The organism is Pseudarthrobacter sp. rb (assembly GCF_056389225.1).
The window spans coordinates 18561-41257 of sequence record NZ_JBWJAR010000005.1 but is presented as its reverse complement, the minus strand read 5'-3'; the positions used below and the strand labels follow the sequence as shown (position 1 = coordinate 41257).

At 67.1% G+C, this 22697-nt stretch carries 20 protein-coding genes; 11 read left to right on the top strand and 9 right to left on the bottom strand.

Going from position 1 to position 22697, the window contains the following annotated elements:
• Nucleotides 1-11: 11 nt before the first annotated feature.
• Complete coding sequence (locus ACWRN3_RS08470; RefSeq protein ID WP_159634477.1) at nt 12-1382, bottom strand: SLC13 family permease; 1371 nt, start codon at nt 1380-1382, stop codon at nt 12-14.
• A 144-nt stretch (nt 1383-1526) separates the two neighbouring features.
• Between ACWRN3_RS08470 and ACWRN3_RS08465 the strand changes: the two genes are divergently transcribed.
• Together ACWRN3_RS08465 and ACWRN3_RS08460 are read left to right on the top strand one after the other, a co-directional pair.
• Nucleotides 1527-2225 (top strand): FadR/GntR family transcriptional regulator, encoded by a 699-nt coding sequence (locus ACWRN3_RS08465; protein WP_324643778.1) that lies wholly within the window; start codon nt 1527-1529, stop codon nt 2223-2225.
• A 139-nt stretch (nt 2226-2364) separates the two neighbouring features.
• Nucleotides 2365-3810 carry a purine-cytosine permease family protein gene (locus ACWRN3_RS08460; protein WP_476740361.1) on the top strand — a complete coding sequence of 482 codons (1446 nt, stop codon included), beginning with the start codon at nt 2365-2367 and terminating at the stop codon, nt 3808-3810.
• Between the two features lie 98 nt (nt 3811-3908).
• Here the strand turns inward: ACWRN3_RS08460 and ACWRN3_RS08455 are convergent, their stop codons facing one another.
• Nucleotides 3909-4370: a DUF4190 domain-containing protein gene (locus ACWRN3_RS08455; protein ID WP_476740360.1), complete on the bottom strand. Its 462-nt coding sequence runs from the start codon at nt 4368-4370 to the stop codon at nt 3909-3911.
• A 34-nt stretch (nt 4371-4404) separates the two neighbouring features.
• Nucleotides 4405-5001 carry a LysE/ArgO family amino acid transporter gene (locus ACWRN3_RS08450; protein ID WP_476740359.1) on the bottom strand — a complete coding sequence of 199 codons (597 nt, stop codon included), beginning with the start codon at nt 4999-5001 and terminating at the stop codon, nt 4405-4407.
• 70 nt (nt 5002-5071) lie between these two features.
• On the opposite strand from ACWRN3_RS08450, the gene ACWRN3_RS08445 reads away from it, so the two are divergent.
• Nucleotides 5072-5998, top strand: a complete 927-nt coding sequence (locus ACWRN3_RS08445; protein WP_476740358.1) for a LysR family transcriptional regulator ArgP — start codon at nt 5072-5074, stop codon at nt 5996-5998.
• Here the strand turns inward: ACWRN3_RS08445 and ACWRN3_RS08440 are convergent.
• The gene (locus ACWRN3_RS08440; protein WP_324643774.1) at nt 5958-6914 is read right to left on the bottom strand and encodes a nuclease-related domain-containing protein; all 957 of its coding nucleotides are present in this window, start codon (nt 6912-6914) and stop codon (nt 5958-5960) included. The genes ACWRN3_RS08445 and ACWRN3_RS08440 overlap by 41 nt on opposite strands.
• A gap of 241 nt (nt 6915-7155) precedes the next feature.
• Here ACWRN3_RS08440 and pgm point away from each other — a divergent pair, with 241 nt between their 5' ends.
• Nucleotides 7156-8808 carry a phosphoglucomutase (alpha-D-glucose-1,6-bisphosphate-dependent) gene (pgm, locus tag ACWRN3_RS08435; protein WP_476740357.1) on the top strand — a complete coding sequence of 551 codons (1653 nt, stop codon included), beginning with the start codon at nt 7156-7158 and terminating at the stop codon, nt 8806-8808.
• On the opposite strand, the gene ACWRN3_RS08430 is transcribed toward pgm, so the two are convergent.
• Both ACWRN3_RS08430 and ACWRN3_RS08425 read right to left on the bottom strand, forming a co-directional pair.
• On the bottom strand, nt 8805-9332 hold the full coding sequence (locus ACWRN3_RS08430; protein ID WP_255175708.1) for a hypothetical protein: 528 nt from the start codon (nt 9330-9332) through the stop codon (nt 8805-8807). The two genes, pgm and ACWRN3_RS08430, sit on opposite strands and share 4 nt — an antisense overlap.
• A gap of 132 nt (nt 9333-9464) precedes the next feature.
• Nucleotides 9465-10070: a malonic semialdehyde reductase gene (locus tag ACWRN3_RS08425; protein ID WP_255174012.1), complete on the bottom strand. Its 606-nt coding sequence runs from the start codon at nt 10068-10070 to the stop codon at nt 9465-9467.
• A 201-nt stretch (nt 10071-10271) separates the two neighbouring features.
• Between ACWRN3_RS08425 and ACWRN3_RS08420 the strand changes: the two genes are divergently transcribed.
• The gene (locus ACWRN3_RS08420) at nt 10272-11624 is read left to right on the top strand and encodes a uracil-xanthine permease family protein (protein WP_476740356.1); all 1353 of its coding nucleotides are present in this window, start codon (nt 10272-10274) and stop codon (nt 11622-11624) included.
• 62 nt (nt 11625-11686) lie between these two features.
• Here the strand turns inward: ACWRN3_RS08420 and ACWRN3_RS08415 are convergent, their stop codons facing one another.
• Nucleotides 11687-12595 (bottom strand): SGNH/GDSL hydrolase family protein, encoded by a 909-nt coding sequence (locus ACWRN3_RS08415; RefSeq protein WP_324643772.1) that lies wholly within the window; start codon nt 12593-12595, stop codon nt 11687-11689.
• A complete protein-coding gene (locus ACWRN3_RS08410; RefSeq protein WP_255174011.1) occupies nt 12592-13476 on the bottom strand; it encodes a GAF domain-containing protein in 885 nt (294 codons plus the stop codon). The genes ACWRN3_RS08415 and ACWRN3_RS08410 overlap by 4 nt, the downstream gene beginning before the upstream one ends.
• A gap of 275 nt (nt 13477-13751) precedes the next feature.
• Here ACWRN3_RS08410 and treS point away from each other — a divergent pair, with 275 nt between their 5' ends.
• Nucleotides 13752-16031, top strand: coding sequence for a maltose alpha-D-glucosyltransferase (gene treS, locus ACWRN3_RS08405; protein ID WP_255174010.1), 2280 nt, complete (start codon nt 13752-13754; stop codon nt 16029-16031).
• Nucleotides 16032-16067: 36 nt separating this feature from the next.
• Here treS and ACWRN3_RS08400 read toward each other — a convergent pair whose 3' ends face one another.
• The gene (locus tag ACWRN3_RS08400) at nt 16068-17285 is read right to left on the bottom strand and encodes an ROK family transcriptional regulator (RefSeq protein WP_476740355.1); all 1218 of its coding nucleotides are present in this window, start codon (nt 17283-17285) and stop codon (nt 16068-16070) included.
• A 195-nt stretch (nt 17286-17480) separates the two neighbouring features.
• Here ACWRN3_RS08400 and ACWRN3_RS08395 point away from each other — a divergent pair, with 195 nt between their 5' ends.
• The 5 genes from ACWRN3_RS08395 (at nt 17481) to ACWRN3_RS08375 (ending at nt 22696) form a co-directional block, all read left to right on the top strand.
• Entirely contained in the window at nt 17481-18572 is a 1092-nt protein-coding gene (locus tag ACWRN3_RS08395; protein ID WP_476740354.1) for a Gfo/Idh/MocA family protein, read from the top strand.
• A complete protein-coding gene (locus ACWRN3_RS08390; protein ID WP_476740353.1) occupies nt 18569-19390 on the top strand; it encodes a hypothetical protein in 822 nt (273 codons plus the stop codon). Before ACWRN3_RS08395 ends, ACWRN3_RS08390 begins: the two co-directional genes overlap by 4 nt.
• Nucleotides 19391-19502: 112 nt before the next feature.
• Entirely contained in the window at nt 19503-20831 is a 1329-nt protein-coding gene (locus ACWRN3_RS08385) for an ABC transporter substrate-binding protein (RefSeq protein WP_159634565.1), read from the top strand.
• Between the two features lie 12 nt (nt 20832-20843).
• Nucleotides 20844-21806 carry a carbohydrate ABC transporter permease gene (locus ACWRN3_RS08380; RefSeq protein ID WP_476740352.1) on the top strand — a complete coding sequence of 321 codons (963 nt, stop codon included), beginning with the start codon at nt 20844-20846 and terminating at the stop codon, nt 21804-21806.
• Complete coding sequence (locus ACWRN3_RS08375) at nt 21806-22696, top strand: carbohydrate ABC transporter permease (RefSeq protein WP_476740351.1); 891 nt, start codon at nt 21806-21808, stop codon at nt 22694-22696. The genes ACWRN3_RS08380 and ACWRN3_RS08375 overlap by 1 nt, the downstream gene beginning before the upstream one ends.
• Nucleotide 22697: the final 1 nt, after the last annotated feature.

Sequence of the window (22697 nt, the reverse complement as noted above, 5' to 3'; positions counted from 1 at the left end):
TGCAGTGCCGGCTAGAGCCAGCCGGGGACCACCAGCGTCAGCCAGGCCAGGATGGGACCTGCCACGATGACCACCCCGCTGTACCCGAGGATCCGCTTGTAGAACTTGTCCTTGTCCACACCCTCCGGCGCGTTGGCCAGCACCAGGGCGCCGTTGGTGGAGAAGGGCGAGACGTCAACGATCGTGGCTGACACTGCCAGGGCACAGATGACGCCGACGGCGCCGATCTCGCCGGTGGAGAGGAACGGGACGGCGAGCGGGATGAGGGCCGCCAGGATGGCGGTGGAGGAGGCAAAGGCGGACACCACGGCGCCGATGAAGCAGATGATCAGGGCTGCCAGCAGCGGCATCCCCATGCCGGCCACCCCGCTGGAGACGAATTTGATGGTGCCGGCTTCCTCGAGCACGCCGACGAAGGTCAGCATTCCGCAGATGAGCAGCACGGTGGACCAGCTGATCTTGTTGATGGCGCCCTTCTGCGCGGCGGGTGAGACAAGGGCCAGCACGATGGCGATGGTGATGGACACGAAGCCGACGTCCATCTTGAAGCCGAGGGCCACGACGGCCAGCACGATCAGGCCGGCGATGGTGACCAGCTGCGGGATCCGGTCCTTGCGTTCCTTGGTGGCGGCGATGCCGTCACCCGCAGGGTCACGGGGTCCGTACATGCCCGAGCCGAAGCCCTTGAAGGGGACGTCACCGCCGGCTGCCTTGGCGCCGACGCTGACGGACATGCGGGCTTCTGCCGCCTGCTCCACGAAATGCCCCACCTTGGAGGACAGGAGGTTCCTGCCGCCCAGGACCACGAAGAGCACCACGGCGATGACCAGGTTGAAGATGAAGCTGGACAGGAACAGCGCGGTGGGGCTGAAGGCAAGGTCCGTCTTGGCCAGGATGCCGTTCACGGTGACGCCGTACACCGCGATCGGTGAGAAGCCGCCGGCCTGTGCGCCATGGATCACCATCATGCCCATCAGGAGCGGGCTGATCTTGTACTTGCCGGCAAAGCTCAGGGCGATGGGGGCAATGATGGCGACGGCGGCGGGAGACAGTGCGCCCACGGCCGTGATCACGGCGGTGATGGCGAACATAACCCAGGGGATGAGGGCAACGCGGCTGCCCACGAGCTTGACGGCTCCCCGGACCAGGAGGTCGATGGTGCCGTTGTTCTGGGCGATGGCGAACAGGTAGGTGACGCCGACGATGGTGAGGAAGAGGCCGCCGGGGAAGTTGGCCAGGATTTCGTTGGTGGACATGCCCAGCACGACGGCACCCAGCAGGAAGGCGCCCACGAAGGCGAGGGCGCCCATGTTGAGGGGCAGGACGGTGGCGAGCAGGAACATCGCCGCGAGGATGATGATGGACAGGACAGGAGCGGACATCGTTGGTCCTCCATTTGGGGGAGCTTAAGGGAGCGAAAGTGTGACATGAGTTACTGGCTCACTGGACTAGCCTCTTAGACAGTGAGTCAATCTGTCAATAGACGAAGGCGGTATTCTGTACGGGTAGACCCAAGGGAGGGCTTTGTGGAGAAGACGGCACGGCTGGGCCTGGAACGCGTCACGCGGCCACGACTGTACGAGCAGCTGGTGGAACAGATCCTTGCCTATATCGAGTCAGCCCAGCTGAAGCCCGGCGACCTGCTGCCGGCCGAGCGCGACCTTGCCGAGCGGTTGGGCGTCTCCCGCGCCACTCTCGCCCAGGCACTTGTGGCCCTTGAGGTCCTTGGCGTCATTGACGTGCAGCACGGCACCGGAGCCGTCCTGGCCCGGAGGCCCAGCGTCGCCTCGGTGGTCAAGGGCCTGCGTGAACACCAGAGCCGGCTGCCGGAAATCGTGGAAGCCCGCAGCACCCTGGAGGTGAAGCTTGCCGCCCTTGCCGCGGAACGCCGGACGGAGCAGGATCTCGCCGCGATCGACAACGCCCTGGACGTCATGGCGCAGGAAATCAGTGACGGCGACCGCGGCACCCACGGTGATGAGCTGTTCCACCAGGCGATCACCGGCGCAGCGCATTCCTCTGTCCTTGCACAACTGATGGCCTTCATCGCGGAGATGATCCTGGAAACAAGGATGGAATCCCTGGGCCAGCCGGGAAGGCCGGAACAGTCGCTGGCTTCGCACCGGAAGATCGCGGATGCCGTGCGTGCGCAGGACGCGGCGGCAGCGGCAGACGCCATGCTGGCGCACATCGAGCTTGTCTCCGACGTGGAATTGCTCCGCTAGCAGCCGCACGCACCGGGCATCCCGCGGCGACACGCCCGACTGTCTGGCTTCCCGGACAGGTGCGCCTTATTGGCGGTGTTTCCGCGGCGTGAAAACCGAGGTGATGGACCTTACGTTTTCATCACTGAGGAGTTTGGCCATGGCCGGAGGCAGTACCGCCGTAGAGGCACGATCGATCGACATGATTCCGCCGGGCGAGCGCCACGGCCACCCGGGGGGCCAGTTCACCCTGTGGTTCGGCGCCAACGCGCAGATCACCGCCATCGTGGATGGCGCCCTTGCCGTGGTATTCGGGGCGGATGCCTTCTGGGCCATCGTGGGCCTGCTGGTGGGCAACGTGCTGGGCGGCGCCGTCATGGCCCTCCACTCTGCCCAGGGCCCCAAACTGGGGCTGCCCCAAATGATTTCCAGCCGCGCCCAGTTCGGCGTCTACGGAGCTGTGATCCCGCTGGCGCTGGTCATCCTGATGTACGTGGGGTTCGCCTCCACAGGCACCGTCCTCTCGGGGCAGGCCATCAACCTCATGCTGGGAGTGGACGCTCCCGCCGTCGGAATCCTCATCTTCGGTGCCGCCACTGCGCTGCTGGCCATCCTGGGCTACAAGTACATCCATGCGCTGGGCCGCATTGCCACAGTGCTGGGACTGGCCGGGTTCCTGTACCTGACAGTCGCCGTCGTCACCAAGTTCGATGTCACCCAGGTGATGATGGTCAGGGGCTTCGAATGGCCCACCTTCCTGACCGCCATCGCCCTTGGTGCAGGCTGGCAGCTGACTTTCGGCCCATACGTGGCCGACTACTCCCGGTACCTCCCGGCCCACACCTCGGAGCGCAAAACGTTCTGGTACACCTTCGCCGGCTCGGTGGGCGGCGCGCAGTGGGCCATGACCCTGGGTGCCCTGGCCGGCGGGCTGTCCGCAGCCAAGCTCGGCGGGGACTTCCTGAAGAACCAGGTGGGGTACATGGGAGACCTTGCCGGCGGGGGCGTGATCGCCATCTTCATCTACCTGATGATCGTCACGGGCAAGCTGACCGTGACCTGCCTCAACGCCTACGGCGCCTTCATGTGCGGCGTCACCATCAGCACCGCGGTCAACCGCCGGGACACCGTCTCGAAAGCCGTGCGGATCGCGTTCATCGTGGCCGTCATCGGCGCCAGCGTCCTCATCGCACTGTTCGCCAGCAAGGACTTCCTGAACCTGTTCAAGAACTTCGTGCTCCTGCTGCTCATGGTGTTCACGCCCTGGTCCGTGATCAACCTCGTGGACTACTACAAGATCTCGCGCGACCGGCTGGACATTCCGGCCCTCTACAACCCGGACGGACGTTACGGCCGCTGGAACGCCGCCGCACTGGTCTCCTATGGAGCCGGCGTCGTCATTCAGATCCCGTTCCTGGCGCAGTCGCTGTACACCGGCCCGGTCACCAAGCTGCTGGGCGGCGCGGACATCTCCTGGCTCGTGGGGATCGTTGCCACCCTGGCCATCTACTACCCTTGGGCCAAGGCAACCAACCGCGCCCCGGCGGAGTCCATCTACCCCGACCGGCCGCTCGGGGTGCCGGCTGCCGCGGCCGTGGAGGCATAAGCACGCTGTGCCGGAAGGCACGACGGCGGGTCCTGGCGCGGGTACCGCGTTCCAGCAAGTGCACGGCCGCCGCCGCGGTCCGGACCAGGCCGGCAGGGCTAGAAGGTGCCGGTGTTTGACCCGGCGGTGGCGGCGACCGCCACGCCGATGATGAACAGCAGCCAGAGCGCCCCGTACCCCAGCAGGCAGAGGTAGCCCAGCACCAGGCCGGTAATCGACATCCCCTTGCCCGAGGGTTCGCGGCGCAGTGCCAGGTGGCCGGTGATGATGGCGGCGAACTGGGGAAGCAACAGCCAGCCCATGATGACTGAGGCGATGCCGCAGACCATGCTGGCGATGCTCAGGGTCTTCGGTTCCACAGTTCCGCCGTAGTAGGACGGCTGCCCGAAATACTGGGTGTTGCCGTACTGGGGCTGGCCGTACTGATTTTGGCCGTACTGGGGCTGGCCGTGCTGCTGGGGCGGCTGGTACCCGGGCCACGGCGAACCGTTGGGATGGTTTCCGGGACGCTGGTAATCGGGCCCCTGGTAATCAGGCCCTTGGGATGGCTGGCTGGTCATGATTTCTCCCCTGCGAATCTGGCTACAGCCTACTTCAGTGCAGGATCAGGCGGACGGCCAGGATCACCATCAGGACGCCGATGGACGCGTCGATCCACCGCCAGGTGCGGGCGCTTGCCAGCACTCCGGCCAGCGCCCGCGCCCCGTACCCCAGGACGGAAAACCACAGGACGCTTCCGGCCACGGCGCCGGCGGAAAAAGTCCAGCGCAGGTCAGGACCCTGCTGGTTGGCAAGGCTGCCCAGCAGCACCACGGTGTCCAGGTAGACGTGCGGGTTGAGGAATGTCAGGGCCGCCGTGGTTGCGATGACCGAATTCCTGGACCTGGGCGCCTGCTCCGCCAGCGCGGCAGGCCTGGCCGCAGCCATAAAGGACCGCACTGCGAACCACAGCAGGTAGGCGGCTCCCGCCCAGCGCAGGACTTCCAGCACTCCCGGGAACCGGGTGACCAGCGCCCCGATACCCGCCGTACCGGCCACGATCAGCAGGGCGTCACCGGCCATGCAGACAGCCACCACTGCCCCGATGTGCTCCCGGCGGATGCCCTGGCGCAGCACAAAGGCGTTCTGGGCGCCGATCGCAACTATCAGCGCCAGCCCGGTCAGCATTCCCGTAATTCCTGCGGCCCACATACCAATGACCGTAGGATCCCCTCTCGGTGAAGGCAAATAACGGATCCTTCGTTCTCATTAGAATGTCTTCATGAACCTTGAGCATCTGAGAGCCCTCGTCGCGGTCATGGACGAAGGAACCTTTGAAGCCGCAGCAGACCTGCTCCGGATCACGCCGTCCGCGGTGAGCCAGCGGATCAAGGCGCTGGAAGCGTCCGTGGGCCAGGTCCTGGTACGCCGCCGGGTGCCCTGTACCGCCACGGACGCCGGTGCGCTGCTGCTGCGGATGGCGCGGCAGGTGCAGGTACTGGAGGCGGAAACGTCAGCAGCACTGGGAGCAGGGTCGCCGGCGCGGGCCCATCTGCCGGTGGCCGTGAACGCTGATTCGCTGGCCACGTGGTTCATTCCGGTCCTGCACCAGGCCGCAGGCTGGGAGGACTCTGCCCTGGACCTCCATGTGGAGGACCAGGGCTACAGCAGCCAGCTGCTCCGCGACGGAGCGGTCATGGGCGCAGTGACGTCCGACCCCGTCCCGGTGAGCGGGTGCCGCGTGGAGCTGCTGGGATCCATGCGCTACATCCCGGTGGCCACCCCGGCGCTGCGCCGTCGCTATTCCGCCTCCGGCATGGTGGACTGGGCGGCCATGCCGGTGCTGAAATTCAACACGAAGGACACGCTCCAGCAGCAGCTGCTGACCGCGAAGAGCGTGCCTGGACTTCCACCCACGCATACGGTGCCTTCTTCCCAGGGGTTCCTGGCAGCCGTCAAGGCCGGCCTGGGCTGGGGAATGATCCCGGAGCTTCAGCTCACCGGCGAGCTGGCCGACGGTGTCCTGGTCCGGCTGGAGGAGGACGCCCACCAGGATGTGGCCCTCTACTGGCAAGCCTGGGCCCTGGATTCAGACCGGCTCGCACGGCTGGGCGCAGCTGTCCGGACGGCTGCCGGAACCCTGCTGCAGCCCGGAGGCGGCCGGGAAGCTAACGGGCCAAGTAGGGCAGGATATAGACGGCGAAAATGACGAAGGCAGCCAGCAGCGCCAGCTTTCCTCCGCTGGTACTGCCGTGCTGCTGCGCTTTGGTGTTCCGGCCGTGGCGCCCCGCACCGGGCGGTCGCGCTGACCGCTTTTTTGCTGGCAGCCCAGCCGCCCCACTGGCCCGCTGGCCTGCTGGTGTTTCCCGTGGCGGCAGCGCCCGGCCGGCGGGGTGCCGCGCTGCACTGCGGGCCCTGGCGGACTCGTCGCCGGAGCCGGCAGTGCTTCCCGGGAGTACCGCGGGCCCCGTTGGGGGCAGCGCACCCGCCGGGCGCACCACCGTTCCCGGGCGCACGTTGCGCAGGGCCGTGATGCCCGGCTCCTGCTCATGCGTAAGCTGCCGGCCCAGCTCCTCATACAGGCCCACGACTGCCTGCTGGTCGAGGACGGCAGGCAACGCCTCGATGGCCCCGACAACCCGTTGGGAACCCGCCACGGCGACGTCCGAGGCCGTCACTCCGAAAAGGTCCGGCTGCGCAGCCATGCAAATGAGCGGACGCACCAGCCTGCGGTGCGGCGGAGCCAGCACCGAGGCGACAGCAGCACACTGGGCCAGGGCACCCTCCACCGCTTGGGTCCGCGCGTAACGGCCCTGCCACAGCACCCCGGAAGCCACCCGCACTTCACCGGTCCAGTTCTTCGAATCCACCACCACCACGCCGCCCGGGCCCACCAGGACATGGTCCAGGTTTGCCTTGGGCCTGCCCGGCCAATGGACATCGTGGAGGACGTACCAGCCGCGGGGAACCAGCTCGCTGAGCTTGTCGGCCACCATCCGCTCCCCCACCGCGCCGGCGTCCCATGCCTTGGTGGAATGTTCGGCCTGGTCCAGCCGCCGCTTCAGCCGTGCAACGCGCTCGGCAGCAAGCCTGGACTGTTCCGCTGCCCCGTCTCCTGCCCCCATTGGACGTCCCCGTTTCCTTGCCGGACAGGACGACGCCGGCAGCCCGCCGTCGTCCGTTCCTTTCGCGTGTTTTCGTGGAATTTTCTTGAAATTAGCAGGGCACGGAAGGGCCGGTATATAGGTACTTTTGCGGGCGTGTACTCAGGTTGACTACTTGGTTTGCGTCCGTCACGTCAGGTCACAGCGTCCGGATTCTGGGCGGGTCGTTTTGACTCCTGCCAGCTTCTGGCATGCTGGTGCCATGGCTAGCCGCGCGGGTACAGTTGCCCAACCCCAGGACCTCGTTGACATCACTGCGCTCCTTGACGCGTATTACGACATCGCGCCGGACCTCAGTGATCCCGGCCAACGCGTGGTGTTCGGGACATCCGGGCACCGGGGATCCAGCCTCAAAGCGTCGTTCAATGAACCACACATCGTGGCCATCACCCAGGCCATCGTGGAGTACCGGGCGGCGCAGGGCGTCACCGGTCCGCTGTTCCTGGCCAAGGACACCCACGCACTGAGCGAGCCGGCACAGAACTCGGCCCTCGAGGTCCTCGCCGCCAACGGCGTCCAGGTGCTGGTCGACGCCCGGCACGGCTACACCCCCACGCCGGCGCTGAGCCACGCCATCCTTACGTACAACCGGAAGGCGGCGCCCGGGGCACCGCAGGCTGACGGCATCGTGGTGACGCCCAGCCACAACCCGCCGGCCGACGGCGGCTTCAAGTACAACCCCCCGCACGGCGGCCCCGCTGACTCGGACGCCACGGGCTGGATCGCCAACCGGGCCAACGAGCTGCTGGAAAACGGCCTGCGCGGTGTGAAGCGGATTCCGCTGGCCGACGCCCAGGCCGCGGACACCACCGGCAAGTTCGACTTCCTCAGCAGCTACTTGGACGACCTTCCGTCCGTCCTGAACCTGGACGCCATCCGCGAGGCCGGCGTCCGGATCGGGGCCGACCCCATGGGCGGGGCTTCCGTGGACTACTGGGGCGAGATCGCCGAGCGCCACCACCTGGACCTCACTGTAGTGAACCCCACGGTGGATCCGCAGTGGGCGTTCATGACCCTGGACTGGGACGAGAAGATCCGGATGGACTGCTCGTCGCCGTCGGCCATGGCATCGTTGATCCAGCGGATGTCTGCCGGCGGATCCACCTTCGATATCGCCACCGGCAATGACGCCGACGCCGACCGCCACGGCATCGTCACCCCTGACGGCGGGCTGATGAACCCCAACCACTACCTCGCCGTCGCCATCGACTACCTTTACCGCAACCGCAGCGGCTGGAACCCGGCCTCCGTGGTGGGCAAGACCCTGGTGTCCTCCTCCATCATCGACCGCGTGGCGCAGAGCCTGGGCCGCAAGCTCGTGGAGGTCCCGGTGGGCTTCAAGTGGTTCGTCCCCGGCCTGCTGTCCGGCGAAGGCGCGTTCGGCGGCGAGGAATCCGCCGGCGCCTCCTTCAACAAGCTGGACGGCAGCGTGTGGACCACGGACAAGGACGGCATCCTGCTGGCCCTGCTGGCGTCCGAGATCACCGCGGTCACGGGCAAGTCCCCGTCCCAGCTGTACAAGGGCCTGACCGACCAGTTCGGTGCCCCGGTCTACGCCCGGATCGACGCCGCCGCAACACGCGAGCAGAAGGCAAAGCTGGGCAAGCTGTCCGCTGCGGACGTCACCGCCACCTCGCTGGCAGGCGAGGAGATCACCGCCAAGCTCACCGAGGCGCCCGGCAACGGCGCACCCATCGGCGGCCTGAAGGTGGTCACCGAGAACGCCTGGTTCGCGGCCCGTCCGTCCGGCACCGAGGACGTGTACAAGATCTACGCCGAGTCCTTCAAGGGCGAGGAGCACCTGAAGCAGGTGCAGGCGGAGGCCAAGGCGCTGGTGGACAGCGTCATCGCCTAGCTTTCACCTTCGCGGCACCACAGCCGGAGGACGCGCCTGATGGTGTGGTCGCCGTGGGGAGCCATGTCCACCAGGGCGACGCGGTCAAGCACGACGGCGTCGCCCGGGTGGAGGCGCTTGTCACCGTGGTGCGAGACGTGGGGCCGGTATCCGGCGAGGGTGTGGGCGGGCGTCAGGATCCTGCCGCCGATGCCGTCGACGGCGGCAACCAACTGCCCGTGCAGGGCCTGCAGGTCCGGCTGCAGGTTGATGAGGTTGACCGGTACCGAGCCGTTGCGGCCGAACGCCGCATCCTCCCCCACCGTGAGCCCGGCACCCAGCGCAGCGGCGACCGGCGCATCAGCGAGCCCGGCGATGCGTTCCGCGACGTCCGCGGGGTCCTGGGTGTTTGTGGTGGCGGCAGCGCCGGCGTCGAACCTCATGTCAAACCGCACCAGCGTGATGTGCAGCGGCCAGTCCGTCCGCGGGAAAACCTGGCCCTCGGCCACCGGCTCGACGAACGCCACGAAGATCAGGTTCCGCATCGGCATGCCCCCAGTCTCCCACTCCCCGTCAGACGCCCCATCACCTCCCGCCCTTAAAAACCCAACGCCCCATCAGTAGGTGATGGGGCGTTGGGAAAAAGGGGGCAGGAAGTGATGGCGCGTCGGGGAGTGTTAGACGGTGCGGACGGCCTCGCTGTAGGAGTACTTGGGCTTTGCCTCGCCCCAGGCTTCCTCACCGGGCTGGCCGATGTTGACCACCAGGAAGCTCTTCTGGTCGCCGGCCGGGAAGAAGGCAGCGTCGATCGCGGCGAAGTCCGCGCCCGTCATGGGACCGGCGGCGAAGCCGAGCGAGCGGACAGCCAGGATGAAGTAGCCGGCCTGCAGGTGGGCGTTGTTGTTGCCCGTGGCTGCGGCAAGGGCCGGGTCGGCGTCGTACATGGCCTTGGGGGCGTTGTAGCCGGGGAGGAAGTTGTCCCACTTGCCGGCCCAGTCGGTGTCGTAGCTGAGGATGGCCACGAGCGGCGCGGAAGCCGTCTTGGCCTGGTTGCCGCGGGACAGGGCATCCACCAAGGTGGCGCGGGCCTCGGCCGAGCGGACGTAGGTGACGCGCAGCGGCTGCGAGTTGAACGCGGTGGGGCCGAACTTGGTGAGTTCGTAGATGGCCTGGGCCTGCTCCTCGGTCACCTCACCCGTGAAGGAGTTGGCGGTGCGGGCCTGGGCAAAGATGGCGTCGACGGCTGCCGAATCGATAACCGCTTCTTCATGGGCAATGGTCATTGGCTTACCTTTCGCTGCGCCGCCCGCCTGCCGGGGTGGCCTCTGTTGCTTTCCTATAGTTGCAACTTCAAGTGCTCTGCTCCTCTTCCCGCCACCGGGCGTGACCTTGACCACAGAAGACCGCGGGAAATACTTGGCGGTATTCTGGACCGAGTTGATCTTCGCCCCTTCGCGGCACCCCCTTGAAAGGCATTCCTTCCCATGAGCATGCTCGGAATCAAATGGAAGCTGCACGGCACCGGTAAACCCATCAAGCCCGGCCAGGTGGTGGCCCCTGATGAGCGGCTGGCGTGGCCGTTGACCATCGGCGTGGGAATGCAGCACGTGGTGGCCATGTTCGGCGCCACCTTCCTGGTTCCCATCATTACCGGGATGCCGCCTGCCACCACCCTGTTCTTCTCGGGCATCGGGACGCTGCTGTTCCTGGTGATCACCAAGGGCCGGGTGCCCAGCTACCTGGGCTCAAGCTTTGCGTTCATCGCCCCCATCACCGCCTCGCAGGCGCAGTTCGGGATCCCCGGAGCCCTGGGCGGCGTGGTCCTCGCCGGCGCCACGCTGGCCCTGGTGGGTGCGGTGGTGCAGAAGTTCGGCGCCGGCTGGATCAACCGGCTGATGCCACCCATCGTCACCGGTGCCATTGTGGCGCTGATCGGGCTGAACCTGGCCCCCGCCGCGAAGCAGAACTTCGATGCCGCCCCCATCACCGCCCTGGTCACGCTGGTCACCATCATCCTGGTCAGCGTCCTGTTCCGCGGAATCCTTGGCCGGCTCAGCATCCTGGTGGGCGTGGTGGTGGGCTACCTGGTGGCCATGCTCCGCGGCGAGGTGAAGTACGACAAGATGGACGCCGCAGCCTGGATCGGCCTGCCGCACTTCCAGACCCCCGAGTTCCATATCGGCGTCCTGGGGCTGTTCGTCCCCGTGGTTTTGGTGCTGGTGGCGGAGAACATCGGCCACGTGAAATCGGTCGCCGCCATGACGGGCCAGAACCTCGACGGCGTCTCCGGACGCGCGCTGATGGCGGACGGCGCCGCCACCGTCCTGGCCGGCTTCGGCGGCGGCTCGGGCACCACCACGTACGCGGAGAACATCGGCGTCATGGCTGCCACCAAGGTGTATTCGACGGCGGCCTACTGGGTTGCAGGCATGTTCGCCATCCTGCTCAGCTTCTCACCGAAGTTCGGCGAACTGATTGCCACCGTCCCGGCCGGCGTGCTGGGCGGCGCGGCCACCCTGCTGTACGGCATGATCGGCATCCTGGGCGTGAAGATCTGGGTGCAGGCCAAGGTGAACTTCTCGAACCCCGTTAACCTGACCACGGCCGCCGTCGCCCTGATCATCGGCATCGCCGACTACACCTGGACCATCGGGGACCTGAAGTTCACCGGTATTGCCCTCGGTTCCGCTGCCGCGCTGGTGATCTACCACGGCATGAAGGCCATCGCGAAGGCGCGCGGAACTGTGGCCGAGCCCGAAACGGAACAGGGCGTACTGCCTCCCGCCGTCAAGTCGGCGATGAACGCGGCAGCGAAGCGGGGCCCGAGGAAGCGCTAAGCCCCGCAAGGGACCGGCCAAGGGCTCGCGGCGGGCGTTTTCACACGGCGCCGAACAGAGGGCTAAGCGGCCTGTCCCTCCGGTGCGGGGCCACCCGCCATTCCAGGGTTCGGGCCTGCCACGGGGTGCCCGGGCGGGAATGGTCCCGGGCGGCCCAGGCCAAACACGGGCGCCGGGGAGGGCCGTTTCGCCGCAAGGTCGTCGCCGGCGTGGTGGGGAAGCAGCCGCTTGAGCACCCACGGCACAAAGTACTGCCGCGCCCACACCAGGTCCTCAGCCCGGGCCTGCGTCCACCCATGGGCCGGAAGCGGCCGCGGCTGGAGCGGCTTGAGGGTGTGCGCTACCCCCAGGGCGTTGAGGGTTGCCACGGCCACGGAGTGATGGCCCAGCGGGGACAGGTGCAGCCGGTCCGGGTCCCACATCAGTGCGTGCTGAAGCTCAGGCAGGCACCACAGGTCCACCATGATGGCGTGGTGCCGCGCGCCGATCCTGTGCAGGTGCTCGTTATAGATCGCCACGCGTCCGCGGATCTTGCCAAAGACAGGAGTATCGCCCCAGTCCGGACCTGCGTAGAGCAGCACCGTGGCACCGGTGGCGGACAGGATACCGACGGCCTCGTCGATCTTTTCCGCCAGCTTGTCCGGGTCGCCGTGGCGGAACACGATGTCATTACCGCCGCCGGACATGGCGATCAGGTCGGGTTTCAGTGCCAGGGCCGGCTCCAGCTGCACGTCGAGGATTTGCTTCAGAAGGAAACCCCGGATCGCCAGGTTGGCGTAGGCGAAGTCCGGCTGGCTGTCGGCGAGTTCCTCGGCCACCCGGTCAGCCCAGCCGCGGAGGCCGCCCAGGCTGTTCGGTTCGGGGTCGCCAATTCCTTCGGTGTAGGAGTCCCCCAGGGCAACGAACCGGTGCCAGGGGTGCCTGTCCGGTCCTTCGACGACGGAGCTCAGCTCCTGCTTCTCGATGGTCATGCCGTCCTTCCTTCCGCCGCCGGCGGGGGTTCCTTCCCCGCCGCAGCTTCCTTCCGGGGCGACTTTCCGGTTGGAAAGTCCCGCCCCGCCGCCGACGGGCGCGGAAGCTCCGCCACGCCGTCGAACGTTTCCTGCCGCCGCCCTGGAACCTGCCCGCCCCCGCGGTCCACGCCGCCGGGGGCCACAACGTTCAGTGCCGCGTCCCGCAGGTCCACTTCGTGGTGCAGCGCCTGCGTCTGCAGGAACCGCAGTGCACCCTCGCGGGTGAGTCCGTATTCGTTCATGAGGCTGCGCACCGCCAGGTCCACCAGGACCAGCGAGCTTTGGACGACGGCGAGACCGGCTGTTGCTTCCGCGCGCTCCGCAGTGCGCACTACGACGCGCAGGGCCCGCGACACCTGGCGTACGTAGCTTTGGCTCTGCATCAGGTCGTCGCTGGTGAAGGCATGCGGGGACGCTGCGTAGAGGGTGATGGCAGCGCTCGTGGCGCCTTCGGTAAGGATGGGGACGGAAAGCAGGGACTGCACGCCATGGCCGGCGGCGGCGCTGGAATAGCCGGGCCAGCGCCGGTCCCGGCCCAGGTCGGACAGCAGGACGAATTCCCCGGTGCGCACGGCGTCCATGACCGGCCCGTCGGCAAACGAGCACTGTTCGCGGTCGGCCTCGCGCGCCTGCTCCGTACTGGCCGCGAGGGTGCGTGCCTTGCCCAGGCGAAAGAGGGTGGCCGCCCAGCCGATGCCGCGGCGCTCACCTTTGATACCCGTCATGAAGTCGCGGGTGACCTCCCAGAGGTAGTCTTCGACGTCCTTGCTGTCGAATACCGGCTCCGGGGTAACTGGAAGCGGTCCCCAGCCAACCTGCCCCGTGGGATCAGCGGCCATGCTCCAGCCCTGCTATCAGCGCTTCGGCCCACTGCAAAACCTTTGCTCTAAGAATACGACCCGTGGACGCGTTGGTGGGGGAAACGGGCAAAACAGGGGGATTCGCGGGCTTAGGGAGGAGCGGCGCGCCGGTGTCCCTTCCGCAGGCACCGCTGCGCAGTAGCATCGGGAGGGGGAACACCGAATACTCCCTGCTCGCTTGGGTACCTGACCTTGGGCAAGGGGTCTTGGAGCATCCATGCCAGCACGGAAACGAGCAACGGAAAGAGGAGCTTATGCGGGAGCCGGGCACCAGCGAGCGTACTTCAGAAGCGGATGCAGCCGCCGCGGGCAATGCGGAAGTGGAAGAGGGCGCTGCGGAGCCGTCACCGGACCTGGAGGTTACTTTCGACGAGCAGTTCTTCGCTGCCCGGCCCAAGGCACTTCGGCCCATCGCGCGCCGGCGGCAGTTCGTGGGCAGCAGGCCGTCCTTCGAATTCGACGGGCGGAACGCCGCGTATGTGGAGTGGCTGCGCAACCAGGCCATGCTCGGGGATGCGAATACGCTGGCGCGGCAGCTGTCCGGCCAGGCCAGCATGTGGCAGAACTCGTATGCCCATCCCAACCCGCGGGCCGCCGTCGAACGCGCCTCCGTATGGTTTACCGCCTACCCGCTGTCCTTCATCACCCGGACCGGCCAGTCCTTCCTCTCCGCCCTGGGCGACCCCGAGATGTGGAAGGCTTTCCGCGAAATCGGTATCCGCGGGATCCACACCGGACCGGTGAAGCTCGCCGGCGGCATCAGCGGCTGGTCCCACACGCCCAGCGTTGACGGCCACTTTGACCGCATCAGTATGGCGATCGATCCGGTCTTCGGCACCGAAGAAGAGTTCCGCAGCATGTGCGAGGTCGCGGCTGAGCACGAGGGCACGGTGATCGATGACATCGTCCCCGGCCACACCGGCAAGGGCGCAGACTTCCGCCTGGCCGAGATGAACTTCCGGGACTACCCCGGGATCTACCACATGGTGGACATCCCGGAAGAGGACTGGAACCTGCTCCCGGACGTCCCGGAGGGTGCGGACTCGGTCAACCTCAGCCCCGACTCCGAACAGGCCCTGCAGAAGGCCGGCTACATCATCGGCCGCCTGCAGCGGGTCATCTTCTACGAGCCGGGGGTCAAGGAGACGAACTGGAGCGCCACGCGGCCCATCGTGGATACCACGGGCAAAACCCGCCGCTGGGTCTACCTGCACTACTTCAAGGCCGGCCAGCCCTCCATCAACTGGCTTGACCCCACGTTCGCCGGCATGCGCCTGGTGGTGGGCGATGCCCTGCACTCGCTGGTGGACCTGGGCACAGGGGCGCTCCGCCTCGACGCCAACGGCTTCCTGGGCGTCGAGAAGAGCGCCGAGGAGCAGCCCGGCTGGTCCGAGGGGCACCCGCTGTCCGAGGCCGCCAACCAGCTCATCGGCTCCATGATCCGCAAAGTGGGCGGGTTCTCCTTCCAGGAGCTGAACCTGACCATCGATGACATCAAGGCAACCTCGGAGGCCGGGCCGGACCTTTCCTACGACTTCATCACCCGGCCGGCCTACCACTACTCCCTCGTGACGGCCGATACCGAGTTCCTGCGGCTGACCCTCCGCCTGTCCATGGAAATCGGGGTGGACCAGGCCTCGCTGGTGCACGCGCTGCAGAACCATGACGAACTCACCTACGAGCTGCTGCACTTCGCTGCCGGACACCGGGACGAGATGTTCGAGCTCAACGGCGAGGAACTCACCGGCGCCCAGCTGGCCGAGAATGTGCAGCAGACCCTGCGGGACCGGCTCACCGGGGAGAATGCGCCGTACAACGCCGTGTTCACCACCAACGGCATTGCCTGCACTACGGTCAGCTTCATCATGGCGGCCCTGGGAATCAAGGACCCGGCCACTGTAACTCCGGAACAGGAGGCGCAGATCCGGGACGTCCACCTGCTCCTGGCCATGTACAACGCACTCCAGCCCGGCGTCTTTGCCCTGTCCGGCTGGGACCTGACCGGCATCATGGCCCTGGACCGCAGCAGCGTCCGCGAACTCACGTCCCAGGGCGATACGCGCTGGATCAACCGGGGCGCGCACGACCTCATGGGGACCAGCCCGGACGCCACCAACTCGTCGGCCGGGATGCCGCGGGCCCGCAGCCTGTACGGCTCGCTGCCGGACCAGCTGCAGGACCAGGACTCCTTTGCCCGCCGCCTCCAGCGGATCCTCGCTGTCCGGGAAGAAAACGGGATCGCCACGGGCACCCTGCTGGACGTGCCCGAGGTCTCCAACCGCGCCGCGCTGGTGCTGGTCAACCGGTTGAAGGACGGGGCCCTGCAGGTGACCGCGCTGAACTTCTCGGGGCAGGACATCGCCGGCAGCATCCAGTCCAACGAGCTGCCGTCCGGGGCCAACGTCCAGGACCTGTTCAGCGGCGAAACCGTGGGACAGGTGGATGACCTGCACAGCTTCTTCCTGGAGCTGCCCGCCTATGGCGGAACCGCGCTGCTTTTGACTGAGGCGCCGGAGCCCGAAGCGGAGGCGTAAAGCTGATCGCCGGGTGGCGCCGCGGATCCTCCGGCGTCACCCGGCGATGGCGCCCGCCAGGGTGGCTTCGATGACGGCGGGCGAGAGCACGTACTGGGTGACCAGCTGGCTTGCCCCGAGCACGGCGGCCTGGCTTCCGGCGCGGGAGACATTGATGCGCAGGTGCGAGGTGGCCAGGGGCGGCGAGCGCCGGTACACCACCTCGCGGATGCCGGCCACCAGGTGCTCCCCCGTCTCGCCCATGCTGCCGCCCACCACGATAACGGACGGGTTGAGCAGGTTAACTACGGTGGCCAGCACCTCGCCGATGTCCCGTCCGGCCTGGCGCAGCGCCTGGATGGCCTGCAGGTTGCCGTCGGCGGCGAGCCGGAGCACGTCGGCGCCCCTCCCGACGTCCAGTCCGTGCTCCCGCAAGGAACGCGCGACGGCGGGACCTGACGCGAGTGCCTCCAGGCACCCGTAGTTTCCACAGGCGCAGAGGACATCCGCGCCCCGGGCCACCTGCACGTGCCCCAGGTCGCCCGCCGTGCCGTTGGCACCGCGTTGCAGCTCGCCGTTGCTGATGATGCCGGAGCCGATGCCGGTGGCCACCTTGACGAAGAAAAAGTTGTTGTGCTCCGGCCAGTGTGCGGTCTGCTCCCCCAGGGCCATGATGTTCACGTCGTTGTCCACCAGCACGTGCACGGGCAGGGAACGCTGGACGTAGCTGACCACGTCGAACCCGTCCCAGCCGGGCATGATGGGCGGCTTGACCGGTTTGCCGGTGTCGTGTTCCACGGGCCCGGGCAGGCCGATGCCGATGCCGGCAAGTTCCGCAACGCTCCGGCCAGCGGAGGCCAGCAGCTCCTTGCCCTGCGCCACCACATGGTCCAGCACGGCTTCCGGTCCCTCTGCCACCTGCTGCGCCAGCCGGTTCTCGGCCAGGATTTTCCCGCCGAGGTCGGTGACCGCAACGATGACGTGCGTGGCCCCCACGTCCACGGCCAGGACCAGGCGGGCGGACGGGTTGAAGGCAAAGCGCGACGGCGGCCTGCCGCCGCTGGAGAGCGCCTCCCCTGCCGGGCCCACCAGGCCGGACAGCATGAGGGCGTCGATCCGCGAGGCGACCGTGGAACGGGCGAGTCCCGTACTGAGGGCAAGTTCGGCGCGGGTGCGGGCCCTGCCGTCACGCAGTAACTGGAAAAGATCCCCTGCCCGCGACAGGCTGCCGACGTCGGAGTCTTTTCCGGCCTGCCTGCCCGTCGCTGAAGTCATGTCTAAGTCATAACACTGTTACTTAGTGCTGTCATCACAGCAGAAGAATGACGCGCAACAAACAACTTTTGCTTGACGTGCGTCAAAAGTCGTTCTACGTTGTGACTCAGGGCACATCTGCGGTTCCGATGGCAACCATTCGCCGCACTGATCCCTCCGCTACTCCAGAGTCCGCTTACAAAGAGGTAGTTGAACGTGTCCCACATCGCAGCGCCAGCAGACCGGCCCCTCGGCGTCGGCATCCTCGGCGCCGGGCCCGTCACCCAGGCCATTCACCTTCCGGCCCTGGCGCGGCTCCGGGACATCCTGGAAGTACGGCACATCATGGACGTGGACCCCGACGTGGCCTCTTCGGTGGCGGCCCGGGTCCGGGCCGCATCCAGCACCAGCCTGGAGGCCCTGCTGGCTGACCCCGGCGTGGACATCGTGGCGATCTGCAGCCCCCATCAGTTCCACGCGGACCAGGTCATTGCCGCCTGCCGGGCCGGCAAAAAAGCCGTCCTCTGCGAGAAGCCCTTCGCGATGAACAGCGACGAGGCAGCCAGGATCGCCGAGGTCAGCGCCGGGACGGGGGTGCCGATCGTGGTGGGGGCCATGCATACGTTCGACCCCGGCTGGCTCGCGGCGGAACAGAACTGGGGCGACCTTCCCGCGCAGGCACACACCATCCGCTCCTCCATCGTCCTCCCGCCGAACGCCCGCTTCGAAGACTTCGCCACCGAGATCATTACCCGCCCTGCCACCGGCACGCCCGATTACTCGGATGTCGAAGTCATCAAGGCCATGATGCAGGGCGGCATCATGGGCCTGGCCATCCACGACCTGCCCCTGGTGCGGCGCTTCACGCCGGACTTCGGCGAGATCGAGGTACTCCAGGCGCTGCACGTCCGGCCGTCCGGCTACGCCGTCTCACTCCGCACCCCCACCCGCGTCATCGAACTGCGTGCCGTCATGAACAGCACCTGGAAGCCCGAGTGGACCTTCGAGGCCATCGGCGACGACTCCGCACTCCGCATCGACTTCACGCCCTCCTACGTCCAGGCCGGCTCCGCCGTCGCCACCTTCTCCCGGGGCAGCGAAACCAGCACCTTCGGCCCGTACGGCCACAACGGCTACGAAGGCGAGTGGCGTGAACTGGCTGAACTGGCCCGCGGAACGCGTCCGGTCCCCTCGGCCCAGGCCCTGATCGACGACCTCACGTTCGCCCTGGCCATCTCCTCGGCCACCGTGCAGGACGTTGCCGCAGGACACGCGGCCGCCACGGAAACGGCAGGAGCCACCGCATGAGCGCGTACACAGTGGCAGCAACGCCGCAGGCCGAAGAAGCGGGCGCGGTGGCCCTCGCGGTGGCCTCCCTGCCGGCGACCTTCGGCCCCGCGACGGAGGACCGGACGGCTGACGTTGCGGTGCTCGCCGGCGAGGCAGGCTGGACCACGGAAGCCGCCCGCGCCGTCGACTCCGGGTCGCGCGGCATCCTGGTGGTGGATCCCGTCCCCGAGGAAACCACGCAGTTGGCGGACGCTGCCCGGGCGGCCGGTGCCGCCGTCGTCCTCGATCTCCACTGGGCCTCCAACCCCGCGCTGATCGGCGAAAGCAGCGACCCCGACGCCCGTGACGCTGTACGCAGCGCCCTGGGCACGGCGTCGCTGCTGGACACGGTTGCCACGGCAGCCCCGGGCACGGACGTGCAGCGGCTCCTGGCCCGGCACCTCGCCGCCGTGCTCGCCGTCAGCGGACAGCTCCACGGCGTCAGCGTCCTCCGCAGCGGCACCACCGGGTACACCGTCACCGGCCGGCTGGCCAACGGCGCACCGTTTACCGCCCAGGGCGTACTCACCGCAGCCCGCCCGGCCGGCGTCGGCATCCACCTCTACACGGCCGACGGCGGCGTGGACGTCCAGGTCCCGGATCCGGACGCCGCGTGGCCCGCCGAAGTCAGGGTCACCGGGGCCCACGGCCAACTTTTGCTTCCCACCCTCTACGAATCCGCCCACCGGACGGCGTGGCGGCGCCTGAAGAACCATCTCAGCGCCGGCACCCTCCCGGACGACCTGGCCGGGTTTGCCCGGCTGACCGACCTCTACGCAACCCTCGCTGCCACGTAATTAGCCCACCTATACGCAACCGAACAAGCAGTCCAGTCCCACCTCCACTCTCAACGATGAGCAGGACCGCACCAACGGCGCACAGCGCAAGACGGTCCCGAAAGGACACATCATGAACGCAACTCCCGAACAGCGCCGCTCCTTTTCCCGGCGCGGCTTCCTGGGCCTGACGGCTGCCGCAGCCTCCGTACCCCTGCTCGCCGCCTGCGGCGGCGGCTCGGCGTCGCAGGGAGGCGGCGGGGGCGGGGCCGGCGGCACGGTGAAGTTCTGGGACATGCCCTGGGCCACACCGGCCTACAACGATGCCGCCAAGGGCATCGCGGAAGGTTTCTCCGGTGCCAACGGCGCCAAGGCGAGCTACCAGATTATCCAGTGGAACAACTTCTACCAGACCTTCTCCTCCGCGATCGCCTCCAAGACGGGCCCGGCTGTGTCCACGGGCGGCGGCTTCCAGGCTTTCCAGTTCGAGCAGCAGGGCCAGATCGCCTATGCGGACAAGGTGATCGAAAAGCTGAAGGCCAACGGCCAGTTCGATGACTTCCTGCCCGGCGTACTGGACCCCTTCAAGTCGGACAAGGGCTACGTGGCGGTCCCGTGGCAGCTGGACATGCGCGTCTTCTGGTACCGCAAGTCCCTGTTCGAGAAGGCCAACGTTGCCCTGCCCACGGACTGGCCGTCCCTGCTGGAAGCAGGCAAGGCACTGAAGAAAGTGGGCGCGTTCGGCTTCACCACCGGCGCAGGCGCAGGCAACAACTATGCCAACCACTCCATGATCATGATGATGGTCAACAACGGCGGCGGCGTCTGGAACAAGGACGGCGAGCTGGACCTGATGAATGACCGCAACGTCGAGGCCATGGAATTCGTCCTGGAGCTGGTGTCCAACGGCATCGTCGATCCGGCCGCGGTCAGCTACACCACGGACAACATGTCCGCCCAGTGGAAGGACGGCAAGGCCGGCTACGGCCTCTTCCAGGTGAACGTCCCGCAGCGCGTGGGCGACACCTCGGGCGACCTGCTGGTGGCCGACCCCATCAAGGGCCCGCACGGGGACAAGGCCACCATCGTCTTCCCAAACAACATCATGATGTACACCAACACCCCGTCGCAGGAAGCCTCGGAGGAGTTCCTGGTGTACTACCTGGGCCAGCTGAAGCAGCTGTGGCAGAAGAAGCTGATGTCCGCGCTGCCGGTCTTCAAATCGATCACGGAGATCCCCGAGTTCGCCAACGACCCCAACAACGTCAAGATCGTCAAGGACTGGCAGCCCATTGCCAAGACCTTCGCCGCCCAGGGCAGCAGGCTCAATGCCAACCTCGCGGCCCTTGACGGCGGGCAGGCACTGAACCAGTTCAGCCAAACCATCATCACCGGCAAGGCCGACGCCAAGACTGCCCTGCAGACCTTCCAGTCCGGCCTCGAATCGGTCCTGAAGAAGTAGGACCGAGCGCCCATGTCCAGCACCACCACCCAGTCCGGCCTAAGCCGGGCCCGCCGCGGGCTTGCCCCCGGCGGGCCCGGGGCCGTCCCCGGAAAACGCAAGAGCAAGCTCTCCGCGCAGGCCACCAGGACGTTCTTCTGGCTCCTGCTCCCCTCCGTGGTCCTCCTTGTCCTGATCCACGGCTACCCGCTGATCTACGCCGCCGTCCAGGCGACGCACGACGGAGACCTGCTCCAGACCGGCAACTTCGTGGGCGGCCAGAACTTCGCCACCGTCCTGACCTCGCCGGCATTCTGGAAAGCTGCCCAGTTCACGCTGTGGTTCACCATCGTGGGCGTCTTCGGGTCCTGGCTGGTGGGGCTGGGCCTGGCCCTGCTCCTGCGCACCAAGATCCCGGCCGGCGGCACGTTCAAGGTCCTGCTGCTCCTGCCCTGGGTGGTGCCCATCGTGGTGTCTTCCACTGCCTGGAACTGGCTGGTGGCCACGCCGGACAGCCTGATCCCGTCGCTGTTCCGGAACCTGGGCATGGGCACGCCGCTCTTCCTGGCCGATCCCACCCTGGCCTCCATCACCGTGATGGTGTTCAAGGTCTGGGTCAGCTTCCCGTTCATGATGATGATGATCTCGGCCGCCCTGGCTTCGGTGGACACCACCGTTTATGAGGCCGCCAGCATGGATGGCGCCAGCCGCTGGCAGCAGTTCACCCAGATCACCCTGCCGTTGATCGCGCGCTCCACGTACATCAGCTGGATCCTGATGACCATCTTCTGCGTCAACGACTTTCCCACCATCTACTTGCTCACCGGCGGCGGCCCGGTCAATGCCACCACCTCCCTGGTGGTCCTGGCCTACCGGACCGTGTTCCAGGACTTCGCCACCGGCCCCGGCGTGGCCATCGCCTTCCTCATGACCATGACCCTGGTGGTCATCTCGGTCATCCTGTACCGCCAGATCCGAAAGTCGAGCGTCGAATAATGAGCGCAGTCCTCCACGCCCATCCCGAATCCGGCCCCGCGCTCGGCATCGACGCCGACAAGCGGCGCAGGGTCCTCTCCGAAGCGGGCCAGCGCGGCCGCTGGTGGCGCTTCGCCGCAATCCTCATCATCACGGGGATCGTGCTGGTGCCCATCATGGTCACCGTGCTGCTGGCCTTCACGCCCGGACCCAACAGCACTGCCACCGGCCTGACGTTCGAGAACCTCGGCAACGTCTTCTCCAAGACCCTGGCCGCCACCTGGCTGAAGAACAGCCTGATCACCACCCTGTCCACCGTGGTGGTCTCCGTGGCTGTTGCCGCCCCTGCCGGCTACGTCCTCTCCCGCGGCCGCAGCAAGGCAGTCTCCGGGTACTCGCTGCTGCTGTTCGTCATGCAGTCGCTGCCCATCATCACCTCCGTGGTGCCGCTGTTCATCCTGTTCGCCGGCATGGGCCTGGTGGACAACCTCCTGGGCCTGACCATCATCTACGTGGGCTCCACCATGACCGTGGCCACCTGGATGATGGCCGCCTACTTCGACTCCATCCCCATCAGCCTCGAGGAAGCATCCTGGATCGACGGGTGCTCCGTGTTCGGCTCGTTCACCAAGGTGGTCCTGCGGAACTCCCTGCCCGGCGTACTCTCCACCGCGATCTTCGCCTTCCTCCTGGCCTGGAACGACTACCTCGTGGCCATCGTGTTCCTGCGTTCCAACGAAATCTTCACCCTTCCCATGGGCGTGCAGTCCTTCTTCCAGCAGAACGCCACGGACTGGACATCCGTCATGGCCCTGGCCGTGGTCATGATGCTCCCGCCCGTCATCGTCTTCGCCACGCTGAACAAATACTTCAGCGTCGGCGGCATCGGCGGCTCGCTCGCCGGCCGCTGAC

Bases quoted from the DNA above. Each gene is read 5' to 3' on its own strand.
- ACWRN3_RS08470 (WP_159634477.1), bottom strand. From the start codon at position 1,382: ATGTCCGCTCCTGTCCTGTCCATCATCATCCTCGCGGCGATGTTCCTG.
- ACWRN3_RS08460 (WP_476740361.1), top strand. From the start codon at position 2,365: ATGGCCGGAGGCAGTACCGCCGTAGAGGCACGATCGATCGACATGATT.
- ACWRN3_RS08455 (WP_476740360.1), bottom strand. From the start codon at position 4,370: ATGACCAGCCAGCCATCCCAAGGGCCTGATTACCAGGGGCCCGATTAC.
- ACWRN3_RS08450 (WP_476740359.1), bottom strand. From the start codon at position 5,001: ATGTGGGCCGCAGGAATTACGGGAATGCTGACCGGGCTGGCGCTGATA.
- ACWRN3_RS08445 (WP_476740358.1), top strand. From the start codon at position 5,072: ATGAACCTTGAGCATCTGAGAGCCCTCGTCGCGGTCATGGACGAAGGA.
- ACWRN3_RS08440 (WP_324643774.1), bottom strand. From the start codon at position 6,914: ATGGGGGCAGGAGACGGGGCAGCGGAACAGTCCAGGCTTGCTGCCGAG.
- pgm (WP_476740357.1), top strand. From the start codon at position 7,156: ATGGCTAGCCGCGCGGGTACAGTTGCCCAACCCCAGGACCTCGTTGAC.
- ACWRN3_RS08430 (WP_255175708.1), bottom strand. From the start codon at position 9,332: ATGCGGAACCTGATCTTCGTGGCGTTCGTCGAGCCGGTGGCCGAGGGC.
- ACWRN3_RS08425 (WP_255174012.1), bottom strand. From the start codon at position 10,070: ATGACCATTGCCCATGAAGAAGCGGTTATCGATTCGGCAGCCGTCGAC.
- ACWRN3_RS08420 (WP_476740356.1), top strand. From the start codon at position 10,272: ATGAGCATGCTCGGAATCAAATGGAAGCTGCACGGCACCGGTAAACCC.
- ACWRN3_RS08415 (WP_324643772.1), bottom strand. From the start codon at position 12,595: ATGACCATCGAGAAGCAGGAGCTGAGCTCCGTCGTCGAAGGACCGGAC.
- ACWRN3_RS08410 (WP_255174011.1), bottom strand. From the start codon at position 13,476: ATGGCCGCTGATCCCACGGGGCAGGTTGGCTGGGGACCGCTTCCAGTT.
- treS (WP_255174010.1), top strand. From the start codon at position 13,752: ATGCGGGAGCCGGGCACCAGCGAGCGTACTTCAGAAGCGGATGCAGCC.
- ACWRN3_RS08400 (WP_476740355.1), bottom strand. From the start codon at position 17,285: ATGACTTCAGCGACGGGCAGGCAGGCCGGAAAAGACTCCGACGTCGGC.
- ACWRN3_RS08390 (WP_476740353.1), top strand. From the start codon at position 18,569: ATGAGCGCGTACACAGTGGCAGCAACGCCGCAGGCCGAAGAAGCGGGC.
- ACWRN3_RS08385 (WP_159634565.1), top strand. From the start codon at position 19,503: ATGAACGCAACTCCCGAACAGCGCCGCTCCTTTTCCCGGCGCGGCTTC.
- ACWRN3_RS08380 (WP_476740352.1), top strand. From the start codon at position 20,844: ATGTCCAGCACCACCACCCAGTCCGGCCTAAGCCGGGCCCGCCGCGGG.
- ACWRN3_RS08375 (WP_476740351.1), top strand. From the start codon at position 21,806: ATGAGCGCAGTCCTCCACGCCCATCCCGAATCCGGCCCCGCGCTCGGC.